Raw genomic sequence first — 15,243 nt, 5'->3', positions numbered from 1 at the left:
TTGGCACCAGCTCGGTGCGGGTAGGGGGAAACCCGTAAGGTTGTTAAGAAATTCTATACATAGGTGCCAACAAAAAGTCGTTGGCGATAAAAAATTTTACTCTCTATCGTTCAAGGCAACCACGACGACGTCATAACGCCATGAGAACGCAGATGCCCGAAGACCTGATGCCTTTCGACTTTCGCCGGACCGTGCGCAGCGGGCAGTTCCGTGGCCCCACCGCAGGCTATTGCGGCGACTACGCCCAGGCCAACCTGGCCATCCTGCCGTCGGCGTACGCTAGCGATTTCCTGCGCTTCTGCCAGGCCAATCCGAAGCCGTGTCCGTTGCTGGGCGTCGGTGAGCCGGGACAATGGCATGTGCCGGTACTCGGGCGCGAGGTGGACATCCGCAACGATGTGCCGGCTTACAACATCTATCGCGACGGGCGGCTGGCCGAAGAGACCGAATCGCTGGCCGACCTGTGGCAGAACGACTTCGTGGTGTTCGCCATCGGCTGCTCGTTCTCGTTCGAGCACATGCTGGCGCAGGAAGGCATCCCCTTGCGGCATGTCGAGCAAGGCCGCAACGTGCCGATGTACCGCACCAGGATTGCGAACCGGCGCGCGGGCGTTTTCGGTGGCGAGCTGGTGGTGTCGATGCGGCCCATGCGCGGTGCCGAGGCGATTCGCGCCGTGCAGATCACCAGCCGTTTCCCTGCCGTCCATGGAGCGCCAATCCACATCGGCGACCCGGCTGACCTGGGGATCGAAGACCTGGCCAAGCCGGAGTTCGGCGATCCCGTCACGATCAAGCCGGGAGAGCTGCCGGTCTACTGGGCCTGCGGCGTCACACCTCAGACCGCGATCATGGCCGCGAGGTTGCCGCTGGCGATCGCGCACAAGCCCGGCCACATGTTGGTGACCGATATCAAGAACGCCTCGCTTGCCGTGTTCTAGTCCACCGGCGGCCAACGAAAGATCCGCGCGAGTCCGAGGGCTGCGTTCATCCATCGATGGGCGATGGGCAATGGGCCGGCCCCGGTAGCCGCGCGAAAGACCGTTCAACCCACGCGCCCAGGAGCGTTTCATGGACAACAAGACCCCCGCGGCGGCGGCCGCCGCCAATCCCGCAATGGTTTCCTCCGTTGCACCAACGGCGTCTGTCGACGCCGGCGGCAACCTGTTCTCCTGGTACGGCGATGCATCGTCTCGCCAGAAGCGCGCCTTCTGGAGCTGCAAGGTCGGCTACATGCTCGACGGCATGGATACGCAGATGCTCTCCTTTGTCATTCCGACGCTGGTCGCTACCTGGGGTATCAGCCTGGCCGACGCCGGCTTCATCGGTACGCTCACCTTGCTGGCTTCGGCACTGGGCGGTTGGGCCGCCGGCATCCTGTCGGACCGCATCGGCCGGGTGCGCACGCTGCAATTGACGGTGGTGTGGTTCGCGGTCTTTACCGGCCTGTGCGGGCTGGCGCAGAACTACGAGCAACTGCTGGCCGCGCGCGCACTGATGGGCTTCGGCTTCGGCGGTGAATGGACCGCCGGCGCCGTGCTGATCGGGGAGGTGATCCGCGCCAAGGATCGCGGCAAGGCCGTCGGCCTGGTGCAATCGGGCTGGGCGATTGGCTGGGGTCTGACGGCCATCCTGTACTCCGTGCTGTTCTCGGTCCTGCCGGCCGAACTGGCGTGGCGCGCGCTGTTCCTCATCGGCCTGCTTCCGGCGCTGCTGGTGGTGGTCATCCGCCGCTACGTGAAGGAGCCGGACGTCTACGAAAAAGAGAAGGCTGCGCAAGGCAAGGCGAGCGATCGTCCCCGTTTCACGGAGATCTTCAGCCCGAAGCTGCTGTCGACGACGGTGCGCGCGGCGCTGCTGGCGACCGGCGCACAAGGCGGGTACTACGCGATCACGACCTGGCTGCCGACGTACCTGAAGACCGAGCGTCACCTGACGGTGATGGGGACGGGGGGATACCTGGCCATGATCATCTTCGGCTCGTGGATCGGCTACCTCGTCAGTTCCTATCTGACCGACAGGCTTGGCCGCAAGCCGAACTTCATTCTCTTCGCGGTGGGTTCGATGACGGTTGCCTTTGGCTACACGATGCTGCCGTTGAGCAACGGCGCCATGTTCTGGCTGGGCTTCCCGCTCGGGTTCTTCGCTTCGGGCATTTTCAGCGGCATGGGCGCGTTCCTGACCGAACTGTTCCCGACGCGGGTGCGTGGCTCCGGCCAGGGCTTTTGCTACAACTTCGGCCGGGCTGTCGGCGCACTCTTTCCCTTCCTGATCGGCGCGCTGTCCAAGCAATATGGACTCGGCGCCAGCATCGGCATCTTCGCCGCGGCGGCCTATGGCGTGCTCATCATTGCCGCGCTGACGCTGCCGGAAACCCGTGGCCGCGAGCTCGAAGCCGCTGGCATGTAAGTCCCCGGCTACTGCCGCTCTGGCGCTCTTGAGCTGGTGTGAGGTGTCGCCGTGGATGAAGCGGGTCTCCCGCGGCGACACGACCGTCGTGTACGTCCCTCCGGTTTGCACCAGGGCCGCTTTGGCAACGGTTGCACTTACGCGCGCAGAGTGTAAACATGCGCGGGCGCCCGGCGCGCGCCTCAATCTCCTTCGGTGCCACTTTCCAGAGCCGGGCCAGCGCCGCCCGGCCGTTGAACACATAACCCGCACCTGCGGAGAACGTCAGGTCATAGGCCGGTGGCAGGCTCCATGTTGCGCCCCACTATAACGGCGCCAACGGTCTGACCGCGCATGAGGACATGGGCGCTCGCGGGAACGCCTTGTACCGGACGGGCGCGCCGCGGCGAGCGCGGCTTCCCTTGCGTCACCAAACTATCGTTCCTTGGGCTTGTAGGCGCGCTTGCGGACTTCGCCTCGCGCAGACAGCGCTTCGCTTGGTGGCAAGGTATCCGGGAAGGCTGCGTCCAGGCTGCCGATCATGCTCAGCGCTCGCATCACCTTTACCAGTGTGGATACGCGCACATCCCGTCCGGCCTCCAGGTCGCCCAGAGCGGTCCGGCCGACCCCGGCGCGTTTCGCCAGGTCCTCGATCGTGACGTTGCGTTCTATGCGCTTGGAGCGCAGGCGGGCACCGATTTCAGCAGCGATTTCATCGCCTGTCGATGTGCTTCGAATAGCAGGCATAACGTATGCTTTTGTGTCATTGCGCCCGAATAGGCGATCATATCGTATGGTCCGGCATCCAGGGGGCATGTCAAGATACACGTCGATAAGCTTGCTATAGCAGTCGTAATATGCCTATCAGGGCTTGGTTGATCTGTTGCGCCCCCCGGCCTAGGTTTGCATGCCCTCGTTGACCATCTGCATGCGCGGCGCCAGCGTCAGGCTGCATTTCTGAATGCTGACAACTGCTTCGACAAGTGATTATCATGCTTCTTGCTGCACAGCGACGCAACGGGATAAAGACGTGTCATCGAAATTCCGGCGAGGAGGTCCCGAATGACAAATGCAGACTCCGGACGGTTTCAGATCCTGGCGCTGTCAGGCGGAGGCTTCCGAGGCCTTTATACGGCCAAATTGCTAGCTGACTTCGAAGAAGAGATTGGCGCGCCAATCGCCACTCGGTTCGATCTTGTCACGGGCACATCGATCGGTGGCATCCTGGCATTGGCCATTGCGATGGAAATCCCTGCGCAGCGCATTGTCGAACTTCTCGCCAGTCATGGGGGATTGATCTTCAAGCGGCGCTGGTCTCTGGCGGGAATCTGGCGCGCACCATTTTCTTCCGCACCTTTGCAGTCGCTGCTTCGTGACAAGATGATATTTGGTGATCAAGTCCTCGGAGCATGCAGGCATCCGGTCATCATACCGGTGATCAATTACTCGACAGGCAGGCCGCAGATCTTCAAGACGCCGCATCATCCGGATTTCAAGCGAGATCATAAATGCCGGCTGGTAGATGTCGCCATGGCGACTAGCGCGGCGCCCGCATACTTTCCACGATATACGTTCAACAACAATCAATATGTTGACGGCGGTCTGTACGCCAATGCGCCGGGCATGCTCGCGGTCCACGAAGCGCAGTCGTCCATGGGGCAACCGACAGACCGCATTCACGTGATGGCGGTCGGTACCATGTCATCGAAATTCACCGTCAACCCACGTCGAAACCGAGAGGGTGGGACATATGACTGGGGAGGCGTTAATCCGGCAAACATGCCGAAGAGAGTGTTTGGCTTGTCGATATCGGTACAGGAGGCACTGAGTGACTTCATGCTTTCGCATCTGCTCTCAAAGCGCTATTTCCTTGTCGATGACGATCTCACCGACCAGCGCGCACGGGCCGTCGCCCTTGATCGGGCCGACAGCGCGGCGAAGGAGGTATTGCTTGGCGCCGCGACGGAACGCTCCAAGATCTGCATCGGAGACGAAGACTGCCGATCCTTCCTAACTCACACAGCCCGCTCGGCAATGTTCTACTACGGCGAACACACCAATCAGAAAAGCTAGGCCGGCAAAGCGCATGCGCCGCGCAAGCAGGTCGCGGTGGCGCAGGAGCGGGCCAGCGCAATGTGGAAGAATGGAAGCATCCAATGATCCAATATTCTCAACCACGAACGGGTCCATATGAAACTCACGATCACCCTTGAGTTCACCCCAGCCGCGCAAGCCGCGGCAAGAGACATCGACTTGGATCTGACTCCCCACACCGGCGCGATAACACCCGTGATCGGCGACCTGATTCAGTTCCCAGGACAGCCAATCATCTTTGTGGTCATCGGTCGCGTTTGGCAGCCGCGCAATCCGGACAACGTCGAGCTTCGTATCATGCTCGATCTGGCGCCTTCGCCGCTGTCTGTCGTCTGAGGGCATTCTGAGTCGCGCAAGGCGTTTGCGCGATGGTCATGCGATTGCTTGATGGAGAGATCCATCGCAACGCCGCTCATGCTCGCCATTTAGAGGCCATTTCAAAAAGATTCTGGCTTGCCATGGACATGCTGTCGACGCGCGAGGAATCACACTTGCTGAAATGAACCAGGACGCGACAAGCGTCATGCTGCCACATGTTCCTGTGTGCCTCGCCAGGTCGCGCCGAACAGCACCAGCAACAGGATGCTGATCAACGCAAAAGGTGCGTGCGGCAGCAGGTCATAGAGCACCGTGCCGAGTAGCGGCGCTACCACCATGCTTAAGCCTTGCGCAGCGGACATGGCTCCGGCGCAAGCGCCTTGCTCGGAAGCGCAGACAGCATTGCTAGCCAGCGCGGCAACTGCCGGGAGCGCGGCGCCCATGCCCAGAGCGGCCACGGAATAGCTCAGGCACACGGCCATCGGCTGCGTTGGTCCGACCAGCAAGACGGATGCAAAGCCCGCCGCACCTGCCAATGCACCCCATCGCAGCCATTGCTGGGGCGCGACATGCGGCAGCCTGCCAACAATCGCTTGCATCAGGATCAAGGCCAGCCCGGCGCAGCCCAGGGCATAGCCTGCAACGGCGGCCGCTTGGTGGGCCGGGACGTCCAGGCGGTCGATAACGAAAAAGCCCAGCGAGCTGTTGGCCATCATGATGACGCTGAACAGCGTAAAGGAACTCAGCCACGGCAGGCGGATGCGCATGTCGGTGATCTTCAGGCGTTGCGGAGCGCGCAGAGCTTGTGGTTTGTGCGTGTCTTGCAGACGCCCCAACCATGGCAGTCCGGCGAGCGGGAGCAGCGCAAAGACGAGCAGCGCAACGGATAGGTTGTATTGACCAATCCAACCCGCCAAGGGCGGAGCGAATACCATGCCAATGGCGCCAGCTGCGCCAAATCGTGCTATGGCGGCAGCCCGTGACTCGGCTGCGGTGTGGTCGGCGATCCAGGCGGTGGCCGCTACGGGCAGGCCGGCAAAGAAGCCACCCATCGCCGCGCGCGTGAGCAGTAGCGCCGCAATATTCAAGCCCATGGCAGGAACGTGATGCGTGCCACCTTGCAGTGCCCACCAGACGTAACACGCCAACAGTACGTAGGAGACGGTGAAGCCGACGATCGCCATGCGAAGCACTGGCACACGGCCCCGTGCATCCACGGCTCGGCCCCAGAGGCGGGCGGTTACGATCCAAACCAGACCGACCATGCCGATGATGGCGCCGACATGCCAGGCCTGCAGATGCATCAGGCGGGCCATCGGGCCCGCCACGGCGATAAAGGCGTAGCTGCCGCCCATGGTCGTGAGATTGGTGATCAATAGCGGCATCAACTCTGCGACGGGCAGAGTGGCTGCGGACGTTGTCTGGGTAGATTTGGTGGACATGGCGGTCCTGAAGGGAGAGGTACTGGTGGGGGAGCGATAACAAGCGAAGTCAGTCACTACGTTTTGATTGAGTGATTGGGGCGCTGACGAGATTCGGCTGGAGTCACACGCCCAACGTGGCGCCGCCGTCCACGCACAAACTGTGCAGCGTGACGTGCCGAGATGCGTTCGATAGCAGGAACAGCACGGCTGACGCGATGTCTTCGGGATCTGCAATGCGGCCCAGCGGGATGCCCGTGCGATATGCGGGCAACGAACCCGCAATGACGCCTTCCTTGCTGTTCCTATCCGTCCATAGTTGGCGCTGCATCCGGGTGTCGGTCGAGCCGGGCGCGACGATGTTGCAGCGAATGCCGTGCTCGGCGAGCTCCAGGCCAAGACATCTGGTGAACTGATGCGCAGCCGCCTTGGATGCCGCATAGGCTGCCATCTGCATGCGTGGCACGAACGCCGCGTTCGAGCCAACCGTGACGATGCTGCCCGCTCGGCGCGGCATCATCCGTTGCGCCACTGCACGCGACAAGTGGAACACGCCGTGCATGTTGACGGCAAAGCTGCGGTGCCAGTCTTCGTCGCGCAGGACGTCGACGCTCGCGACGCGCAAAATGCCCGCCACGTTGGCCAGCATGCCGATCGGGCCGATCTGCGCGTCGATGCGATCCACCGCAGCGCGCACGGCGGCGCCATCGGCGATATCTAGCCTAACAGGATGAATCCGATACCCGGCTGCGGCACCGTCGGCCGCTAGTTGTTCCAGCACTTCCGCCTGGATGTCGAGCGCGGCGACGGTCACGCCGCGCGCGCAGAGCGCGCGAACCACGGCCGCGCCTATGCCTTGGGCCGCGCCGCTTACCACGGCAACGGATTCCGGGAAATCGGAGATGGTGCTATCCATGCGATAAAACTCCTGTAGAACGAGGGGATGCGGCAGCTGTCGCCGGCCGGCCCGGCTATGCCAGGCGCGCAGCCAGCGTTGCGCCGATGGCGGCCATGGGCGCTGGGTCGGACATGCCGTCGTGCGAGCAGTCGAGCACGACGCATTGCAAGCGGCCTGGCCGCAGATGCGGCCGCCAGCTGTCGGGGCCAGGTAAGTGGCCGGGATTAAGCGAGGCCCGGAAGAGCAGCAAATCACCGTCATACGATGGCGTCTGGCTCGCGCGGAACAACTGCATCTGGCGCAGCGTCTGCCGCGCGAACGCGTCGAGCCCGGACCGGCCCAGCGCGGCGAACGGGCTATTCGTGCGCAACAGCCGCTGACGCAGCGTTTCGTCCGCCAGTCCTCCCGTATCGAAATCGCCGTTGACGGTGAGCAGTATCTGCAACGCGTCGCGCAGGATAGGCTGCGGGTGCCCCGCCCAGGCCGAGGCGGGATAGCTGTCCATTAGCGCCAGCAAGCCAATCGCGTGGCCCTGCCGCGCTAGCCTGGCGGCGACGGCATGGGCCAGCGCGCCGCCCAGAGACCATCCCAGCAGGTGGTACGGCCCGTCAGACTGCAACGCACGCACACGCTGCATGTAGCCCTCGACCAACGCGTCGAAGTCTTGCGCCTCCAGCGTTTGCGCCATCGACATCTGCAGGCCATGCACCGTCATATCGGGCAGGTGGCGCGCCAAACGCAGATAACTCCAGGCGAGCCCGTCGGCCGGATGCAGGCAGAAGAGCGCCGGTGCGGCGGACGAGCCGGTCTGGATGGGAAGCAACGGCGCAAAGGCATCGTGCAAGGCCTGTGGCCGGTAAGCCTGCGGCGCCGCCAGCGCGTCGGCAAGCGCCTGCACCGTCCCGTGGCGAAACAGCATGGACACCGGCACGTCCCGGCGCAGCTCCAGCGCGAGCTGGCTGGCCGTCTGCATCGCCTGCAACGACTTGCCGCCCAGATCGAAGAAATTCGATGCTGTTGTCAACGGCACGTCGCCCAGCACCTGACGCCAGATCCGCATCACCTGCCGCTCGAGCGCACCCGCGCCGTCCGCATCGAGATCCGTGTCCGCGATCCGGCCTGCGGCGTGGGCCAACAGGGCCTTGCGATCCGTCTTGCCGTTGGGGTTGCGCGGCAATTGCTCGAGCACATGCCAGGCGTCCGGAACCGCGGGCGCTGGCAATGACTGGGCCAGCATCGCCCGCAGCGCCCGCAGCGCCTGCACGTCGCCCGTGCCCGCCACGAACGCTGCCAGCGTGCATATGCCAGGCCCGCGCTGCACCGGCACCACGGCCGCTTCGCGCACAGCGGGTGCGCCGAGCAGCAGGTTTTCTATTTCCAGCGGATCGATGCGCAGTCCGCTGATCTTGACCTGATGATCCATGCGTCCCAGAAAGCGCAGTTGCCCGCCTTGCAGTTGCGCCAGATCGCCGGTGCGATAGGCGCGCTGGCCGCAATCGGGCAAGCGGACAAAGCGCGCTGCCGTGAGTTGTGGGTCGTGCAGATAATGCAGCGCCAGCGCGTCGCCGCTCAACACGAGTTCGCCCGGCACGCCTGCCGCCACGGGATACAGGCGATCGTCCACGATGCGCGCTTCGACGCCGGGACGAGGCAAACCGATAGGCACGGCATCGCCGGGCTCCCATGCGGCTTGCGGACCGCACAGCCGCGCGGTGGTCGCGATGATGGTGGTTTCGGTCGGGCCGTAGGTGTTCAGCAGCACCTGTCCGGGCAGCAGGTCTCGCCAGCGCGCTACCCGCTCGGGCAGGGCGGCTTCGCCGCCAATGATGGTCAGGCGCAGGCGATCCAGCTTACGTGCCGTGTCTGGATCCAGGGCATGCGCCAGCACATGCCAGTACGCGGTGGGCAGATCGAGTACGGTGATGCCGAGGCGTTTCACCGACGCGGCGAACACCGTCACCGAATCGAGCATCGCATCGTCGCGCATGACTAGCGTAGCGCCGTGGCAAAGCGTGATGAAGATCTCTTCAAGACTGGTGTCGAAATGCAGCGGAGCGAACTGCAACACCCGGTCCGCCGGCTCGATGCCGTACACCGCACGGGTGCTGGCCACAAAATGCGCGAGCGCCCCGCGCCCGACCAGCACGCCATTGGGCTCGCCGGTGGAGCCCGACGTGTATAGCAGATACGCCGGATGTTGCGGTTGCGGCGAACAGCAACGCGCGGGGCCGTCGATCACGACGCCGGCCTGATCCAGATCCAGCACGGGCAGCGATCCGGCCAGCCCTTGCCACGGCATACGCGTCAGCACCAAGTCGGGCGCCGCGTTGGCCAGGATGCTCGCCGTGCGCTGCGCGGGCCCCTCGGGATCCAGCGGCACGAATACCGCGCCCACCCACAGGACAGCCAGCATCGCGACGATAGCGGCCGGCGAGCGCGGTGCCAGTACCGCGATCCGGCAGTGCTCGCTCATGCCGCGCTGCGCTAACGCGGCAGCCAACGCCTCGACCTGTTTCAGGAGGCTTTGGTAGTCCAGGCGAGCGCCGTTCGATTCGATGGCGATCTGGTTGGGGTAGCGCGCCGCCATTCGTTGCAGCAACGCGATCACGTCGAGTGCCGGCTTGGCCAGCGGCTCGCCCCGGCAGATCGACAGCGACGGCATATCGCCCAGCAACGGCGCCAGGGCCGCATCGGGCGCGTGGCTGGCCAGCGCATAGAGCCACTCGGACAGACTGCCGGCCAGCGCCGTCAGCCGCGTCACGTCATAGGCGTTGGGATTGGCTTCCAGTGTCACGTGCCATGCGCCGTTGCGCACGGCCAGCGTCACGTTCAAGTCCTTGACGGGCCCCCCGCTCACGGGGCGCGTTTCGCTGGACAGATGAGCGAAGGCCACCTGCCGATCGAACGGCATCAGGTTGACGGCCTGGTTGAACAGGAACTTGTTGCTCTCCAGCAGTCCCAGGTCGCCGCGTATCCATCCGTAGCGATAGTACAGATGGGGTTTGATCGCGCGCAGCCTGCCGACAGTTTCGGCCACCAGCGCCTGCAGCGACGCCTCGGCGCGCACATGCGCGCTCAGCGGCACGATATTCATCGCCATGCACGGCACACTCAGCGCTGGCGTGCCTAGCCGGTTCAGTACCGGCAGGCCGAACGTCAGGTGCCGCTGGCCTGCCTGCTTGCCGAGCCACATGCCGATGGCCGTGAGTATCCATGCGGCCCAATCCGCCCGAGCGGCTTCGGCGGCGGCGCGCAAGACCCTGACGTGCGCCGGATCCAGCAACAACGTATGGCGGATCGCCGTGTTGCCGAAGTCTTGCTCTGGTGCCAATCGTGCGGCAGAGGGCACCTCACGCAGGTGTTCACGCCAAAATGCCCGGTCGATGTCGAACTTGCCTGTTTGCCTGTAATGCGCTTGCGCGGCCACGACGTTGTCCAGCTTCCAATCGGGCAACGGCAGCAGGGGCGCGCGCGTTACGCGGGCGTTGTAGCGGGCAGCCACGGCCTGCTGGATCAGGCTGTAGCCGAAACCGTCGAGTGCGATGTGGTGTACCTGCAAATACCACCAATGGCATTGCGCCGAGAGCCTGAACAGCGCCGTGCGATACAAGGCGTCCGACGTCACGTCGCAACAGATGGACAGGGAGGTCTGCATCCAGTCCTGTGCAGCCCGCACCGGATCGGCCTGCGCGCCGAAATCCACCAGCGGCACTTGCGTGCAGGCCGGCTGGCGGCGTTGCCACAGGATGTCGTCATCCCACTCGAAACGCATGTGCAGCGCATCGCAGTGGTCAAGCACCTCTTGCACGCTGGCCATGAACGCAGCCATGTCCAGGGTGCCGCCGAGTTCGATCGTTTCCGCCGTTAGATAGCCAGGATCGTGGGTATCGACTTGTTGTGCTACCCAGATGCCGTATTGCGCGGAGGTAGTGTGCATGCGTTGACTTGTTTGCAGCATGAGGTGGCGTCCCACGGGAGAAATGCATAGACGGCGAAGAGAGCGGGCAGGGGATCAAGCACGCTGCCAGTCGATCACGAGTTGCTTGTTGCGTGCCATGAGCGCCAGATGTTCGTCCATGACGTCCTGAATCTTCTCCAGCTTTTCCGCTGACTCGGCTTCGCAGCGCATGCTCAGTACGTCATCCGTGCGCGTTATATGGCATCTGCCATACGGAAAATCGATGGCGGCGGCCTTCTCGTCAAACTTGACTCTCACCTTGATGGCGTAGTGCTTGCACATCTTGAACAGGATTCTGTCGGCTTGCGCCAAGGCGATTGCGGCGGTACTGACAAGCATGGCGTTCTCGTTCGCTCGTGAGATTGGGCGTTACGTGTATAGGAACACTCGCTTCATGCGCGCGTGTGGGTGGCGCCTTGCAGCAATCGCCACCAGGCGGCGAGCGTCGGCTCCTGCGCCAATTGCACGAAGCTGACGTCCGCGCCAGCCTGGCGCAATTCCTCGACCCAGGCCATGATGCGCACCGAGTCCAGTCCCCAGTCCATCAGGTTGTCTTGCGGCTGTAGTTCCGTTTCCGCTATCTGCAGGCTGCGCGCGACCTGTGCCGTCAGCGCGGCGAGCGACCGCGGCTTGACGAAGCCACGCGCGGCGACTCCGGCGGCCAGTTCTTCCGTGCGCACGACCTTGCCGCAGCGCTGCGCCACATAGTCAAGCGCCATGCGGTGCGCCTCCGGTGAAAAATCGGCCAGCGCATCGGCGACAAAGAACGGCTGGATGTCTCTCATGAACGCCTCGCAGGCTGTCATCAAGCAGCCGATGTGCGCATAGACGCCGCAAATGGCAAGCTGGTCCTTTTGTTGATGGCGCAGCATGGATTCGAGTTCTGAACGCTGAAACGCGCTGTAGCGCCATTTGTCGAGAATATGATCGCCAGGCGCGGGGGCCAGGCTCGGGCAAATGGCGCTGCGGGTTGGTTGCGCCGTCAATCCCGGGCCCCACATGTCAGTCAGCAGGCCTCGTTCGGTTGCCGTCTGCTGCGGCAGTTGCGCGGTGTAATACACCGGCATGCCGGTGGCGTGCGCGATATCGATCAGGCGCCGTGTGTGCGCCAGCAGATCAGGAATGGGAGCCGCCTGACGGTCATAGAAATCCAGGAAATAGTCCTGCATGTCGTGCACCAGCAAAGCCGCGCGGCTGACGTCGAAACGCCATGCCACCCGATTGGCAGGAAAATCCGCAGGCATGGTGTACGAGGAGATCTTTGGGATTGCCATATCAACGATAAGAGTGTTTACCTGATGCGATGAATGACGCGTTATAAGCTGTTCATTCACCGTGATTTATCTGACCGCCACCTCAGCGGCAGCCAGCCGATTCGCAATGTCCCGGCGCAATGCCTGCTTGTCTGTCTTTCCGACGGCCGTCTTCGGGAGTACGTCGACGAACTCGACCCGGTCAGGAATCTTGTAGGCGGCAATGCCTTGCGCGCGCAGAAAACGCAAAAGGCCCGCCGCGTGCAGCGCCGGATTGCCGCGGATCACATAGGCGCAACTTTTCTCGCCCAGATAGGCGTCGGGCATCGGCACGAGCGCCGCATCGACGACCTCGGGATGTGCCATCAGAAAGTGCTCCACTTCTTCAGCCGAGACCTTCTCTCCACCGCGATTGATCTGATCCTTCGCGCGGCCTTCCACCACCAGATAGCCCGCTTCCGTCATGCGCACACGGTCGCCGGTGCGGTAAAAGCCGTCCGGCGTAAAGGCGCGCGCGTTATGCGCATCGGCCTTGTAATAGCCGCGAATGGTGTAAGGGCCGCGGGTCAGCAGATGCCCCACCTCGCCCGGCGCGACGGGCTGATCCTCGTCATCCACGATGCGGATTTCATCGTCCGGCGAAATCGGGCGGCCTTGCGAGCGCACCACCACATCAACAGGGTCATCGAGCCGCGTATAGTTGACGAGTCCTTCGGCCATCCCGAACACCTGCTGCAGCTTCGCGCCCAACCCGATCTCCAGCCGCTGCGCCAGCGTGCCGCCGAACCGGGCGCCTCCGACCTGCACCACCTGCAAACTGGCCAGCGCATCCCGGCGCCGCCAGGCGGCCGAGAGCCAGACCGGTACGAGTGGCGGCACCAGCGCGGTGATGGTCACCCGTTCCCGCGCAATCAACAGAAAGGCCGCATCAGGGTTGCCGCTGTCGCTCAACACGACGGTACCGCCCGCATGCAGCGTGCCCAGTGTGCCGGGCGAACTCATTGCATAGTTGTGCGCGACGGGCAAAACGCACAGGTAGACGCTGTCCTCGGTCAGGCCGCAGATGCGCACGCTTTCGCGAATGCTGTAGAGATAGTCGTCATGCGTGCGCGGGATCAGCTTCGGGGTGCCGGTGCTGCCGCCGGACAACTGTAGAAGGGCGACGTCGCTGGCGGCGGGAGCCGCGGGCAATTCGTCTACGCGTGCAGGCAAGCTGTCCAGCGCGATGTGACCTCCTGCATCGCCGGCTATCAGCACATGCTTGAGCGTCGGCGCTTCCGCTTGCACGCTCTTCGCCAGTTCACGGTAGTCGAATCCGGCATGACGGTCCGCCGCGATATAGGCCACCGCTTCGGCATGCCGGCAAAAATAGCCGATCTCCTGCTTGCGGTGGGCCGGCAGTGCAAAGACCGGCAGCGCACCGATTCTGAACAGCGCGAAGACAACGGCGAAGAATGCAGCGCAATTCGGCAACTGCAGCACAACGCGATCGCGCGGGCGAATCCCCAGTGTGACGAAACCGCCGGCCAGACGCTGTGCCTCATCCGCGAGTTGGCGGTATGTCCAACGCGTCTCGCCCTGCACCAACGCGGTACGCGTGCCATATTGCTCGGCCAGTCGCGCCAACCACTGTGGAAAGGACTGACCCTGCCAATATCCCTTCCTGCGATACTCGTTCGCGACCGCATCCGGCCAGGGCGTGCAATGAGCCTGCATCATGCCGCTACCTCCGTCGCCGCACCGCTCGCGGCATCATGCGCCACACCCATTGCGTCGAGCATCGTGCGGAACTTGGCCGTCGTTTCCGCCAGCTCCCCATCCGGCAGCGAATCCCTCACCACGCCAGCTCCGGCAAACAGACGCAAGGTATTAGCGGCGACTTCCGCGCAGCGGATGGTGACGATCCACTCGCCGTCGCCGCGCGCGTCCACCCAGCCCAGCATGCCGGCGTAAAAGCCGCGATCGAACGGTTCGGTTTGCAGAATCAGTTCCCGCGCGGCACTGCGCGGATAGCCGCACACCGCGGGTGTGGGATGCAATGCAAGTGCCAGCGTCAATGCATCGGCCTGTGTCGTGCCACCGATTTCAGTCGACAGATGCCACATCGTCTCGGTATGCATCAGCGCTGGCCGCCCGGGCACATTCAGCGTCTTGCACAGCGGAGCCAGGCTCTCCTTCACCGCATCGACAACCACGCGGTGCTCTTCCAGATCCTTAGCGGACTCCATCAGCGCTTCTGCGCGACGGCGATCTTCAAGCGGGTCGCTGCTGCGGGGGGCAGATCCAGCCAGCGGATTGGCCCGCACTACGCCTTGGTAGCGGCTGACCAGCAATTCGGGGCTGGCTCCGAGCAGCGTGCGTCCTTCGCCGACCTTCACCGAGAAGGTGTAGCCGTGGGGATTACGCGCCGCGAGACGGGTGAGCAATGCGCGCACATCTACCGGGTGCTCGCCGGACAATTCCAGCACCCGCGCCAGCACGACCTTGTCCAGATATCCGGCGTGAATGTTCGCTATGGCCTGCGCCACCCCAGCCGCGTAAGCGTCGCCCGGGGGAACTGCACGCGTCGCGTAGCGTTCGGCTGCGGGCAGCGGCGCCTGCGAAACGGTCAAGGGCCCGGCACGCAGCAACGCGCGGACGACACCAAGCGCTGCGCGCTTGCCAACATCGAACGGGATCGCGCCGGCCGCCACCGCGTTCGGATGCCCCGTGTCGCTGGCTCGGTTCAGCGCAAGCTGTACACGCTGTCCTAGCGGATCATCCGAATGAGGCACTTCGTCGATGACATCCTGGGCCAGCAACGTATGACTGGGGCTGGAGAGAAAAAGACGTGAATCTGGTCGGTATAGGTCCAGGAGGATCTGTGTCGTGAGCGAAGATTCCGCGCGAGGAATTGCATTCATTCTTTCTGCCCCA

12 protein-coding genes are annotated in these 15,243 nt (G+C 63.6%); 4 read left to right on the top strand and 8 right to left on the bottom strand.

All coding sequences use genetic code 11. The features are described from left to right. Nucleotides 1-164: 164 nt before the first annotated feature. Nucleotides 165-938: a putative hydro-lyase gene (locus tag AC1RQC_RS00785; RefSeq protein WP_492808677.1), complete on the top strand. Its 774-nt coding sequence runs from the start codon at nt 165-167 to the stop codon at nt 936-938. A gap of 175 nt (nt 939-1,113) precedes the next feature. Further along, the gene (locus tag AC1RQC_RS00780) at nt 1,114-2,406 is read left to right on the top strand and encodes an MFS transporter (protein ID WP_492372533.1); all 1,293 of its coding nucleotides are present in this window, start codon (nt 1,114-1,116) and stop codon (nt 2,404-2,406) included. Nucleotides 2,407-2,820: 414 nt separating this feature from the next. On the opposite strand, the gene AC1RQC_RS00775 is transcribed toward AC1RQC_RS00780, so the two are convergent. Then, the gene (locus tag AC1RQC_RS00775; protein ID WP_492372506.1) at nt 2,821-3,132 is read right to left on the bottom strand and encodes a helix-turn-helix domain-containing protein; all 312 of its coding nucleotides are present in this window, start codon (nt 3,130-3,132) and stop codon (nt 2,821-2,823) included. Between the two features lie 315 nt (nt 3,133-3,447). Between AC1RQC_RS00775 and AC1RQC_RS00770 the strand changes: the two genes are divergently transcribed. Further along, entirely contained in the window at nt 3,448-4,458 is a 1,011-nt protein-coding gene (locus tag AC1RQC_RS00770) for a CBASS cGAMP-activated phospholipase (protein WP_492372507.1), read from the top strand. A 117-nt stretch (nt 4,459-4,575) separates the two neighbouring features. Beyond that, nucleotides 4,576-4,815 carry a hypothetical protein gene (locus AC1RQC_RS00765; RefSeq protein ID WP_492808495.1) on the top strand — a complete coding sequence of 80 codons (240 nt, stop codon included), beginning with the start codon at nt 4,576-4,578 and terminating at the stop codon, nt 4,813-4,815. Between the two features lie 185 nt (nt 4,816-5,000). On the opposite strand, the gene AC1RQC_RS00760 is transcribed toward AC1RQC_RS00765, so the two are convergent. The 7 genes from AC1RQC_RS00760 to AC1RQC_RS00730 all read right to left on the bottom strand — a co-directional run bounded on the left by AC1RQC_RS00760 (nt 5,001) and on the right by AC1RQC_RS00730 (nt 15,230). Further along, nucleotides 5,001-6,296 carry an MFS transporter gene (locus tag AC1RQC_RS00760; protein ID WP_492372509.1) on the bottom strand — a complete coding sequence of 432 codons (1,296 nt, stop codon included), beginning with the start codon at nt 6,294-6,296 and terminating at the stop codon, nt 5,001-5,003. 46 nt (nt 6,297-6,342) lie between these two features. Then, nucleotides 6,343-7,134: a 2,3-dihydro-2,3-dihydroxybenzoate dehydrogenase gene (locus AC1RQC_RS00755; RefSeq protein ID WP_492808491.1), complete on the bottom strand. Its 792-nt coding sequence runs from the start codon at nt 7,132-7,134 to the stop codon at nt 6,343-6,345. Nucleotides 7,135-7,189: 55 nt separating this feature from the next. Then, nucleotides 7,190-11,053, bottom strand: a complete 3,864-nt coding sequence (locus AC1RQC_RS00750; protein ID WP_492882274.1) for an amino acid adenylation domain-containing protein — start codon at nt 11,051-11,053, stop codon at nt 7,190-7,192. A gap of 75 nt (nt 11,054-11,128) precedes the next feature. Continuing rightward, a complete protein-coding gene (locus AC1RQC_RS00745; RefSeq protein ID WP_492372512.1) occupies nt 11,129-11,413 on the bottom strand; it encodes a DUF2218 domain-containing protein in 285 nt (94 codons plus the stop codon). A gap of 53 nt (nt 11,414-11,466) precedes the next feature. After that, nucleotides 11,467-12,408 carry an isochorismatase gene (locus AC1RQC_RS00740; protein WP_492882273.1) on the bottom strand — a complete coding sequence of 314 codons (942 nt, stop codon included), beginning with the start codon at nt 12,406-12,408 and terminating at the stop codon, nt 11,467-11,469. A 6-nt stretch (nt 12,409-12,414) separates the two neighbouring features. Continuing rightward, on the bottom strand, nt 12,415-14,043 hold the full coding sequence (locus AC1RQC_RS00735; protein WP_492882357.1) for a (2,3-dihydroxybenzoyl)adenylate synthase: 1,629 nt from the start codon (nt 14,041-14,043) through the stop codon (nt 12,415-12,417). Further along, entirely contained in the window at nt 14,043-15,230 is a 1,188-nt protein-coding gene (locus tag AC1RQC_RS00730) for an isochorismate synthase (RefSeq protein ID WP_492372514.1), read from the bottom strand. The genes AC1RQC_RS00735 and AC1RQC_RS00730 overlap by 1 nt, the downstream gene beginning before the upstream one ends. Nucleotides 15,231-15,243: the final 13 nt, after the last annotated feature.

Source organism: Cupriavidus sp. GW822-FHT03E04 (genome assembly GCF_058801495.1).
The sequence above is the reverse complement of the archived record's forward strand: the minus strand, read 5'-3'. Positions and strand labels throughout refer to the sequence as shown.

Bases quoted from the DNA above. Each gene is read 5' to 3' on its own strand.
- AC1RQC_RS00780 (WP_492372533.1), top strand. From the start codon at position 1,114: ATGGTTTCCTCCGTTGCACCAACGGCGTCTGTCGACGCCGGCGGCAAC.
- AC1RQC_RS00775 (WP_492372506.1), bottom strand. From the start codon at position 3,132: ATGCCTGCTATTCGAAGCACATCGACAGGCGATGAAATCGCTGCTGAA.
- AC1RQC_RS00770 (WP_492372507.1), top strand. From the start codon at position 3,448: ATGACAAATGCAGACTCCGGACGGTTTCAGATCCTGGCGCTGTCAGGC.
- AC1RQC_RS00765 (WP_492808495.1), top strand. From the start codon at position 4,576: ATGAAACTCACGATCACCCTTGAGTTCACCCCAGCCGCGCAAGCCGCG.
- AC1RQC_RS00755 (WP_492808491.1), bottom strand. From the start codon at position 7,134: ATGGATAGCACCATCTCCGATTTCCCGGAATCCGTTGCCGTGGTAAGC.
- AC1RQC_RS00750 (WP_492882274.1), bottom strand. From the start codon at position 11,053: ATGCACACTACCTCCGCGCAATACGGCATCTGGGTAGCACAACAAGTC.
- AC1RQC_RS00745 (WP_492372512.1), bottom strand. From the start codon at position 11,413: ATGCTTGTCAGTACCGCCGCAATCGCCTTGGCGCAAGCCGACAGAATC.
- AC1RQC_RS00735 (WP_492882357.1), bottom strand. From the start codon at position 14,043: ATGCAGGCTCATTGCACGCCCTGGCCGGATGCGGTCGCGAACGAGTAT.
- AC1RQC_RS00730 (WP_492372514.1), bottom strand. From the start codon at position 15,230: ATGAATGCAATTCCTCGCGCGGAATCTTCGCTCACGACACAGATCCTC.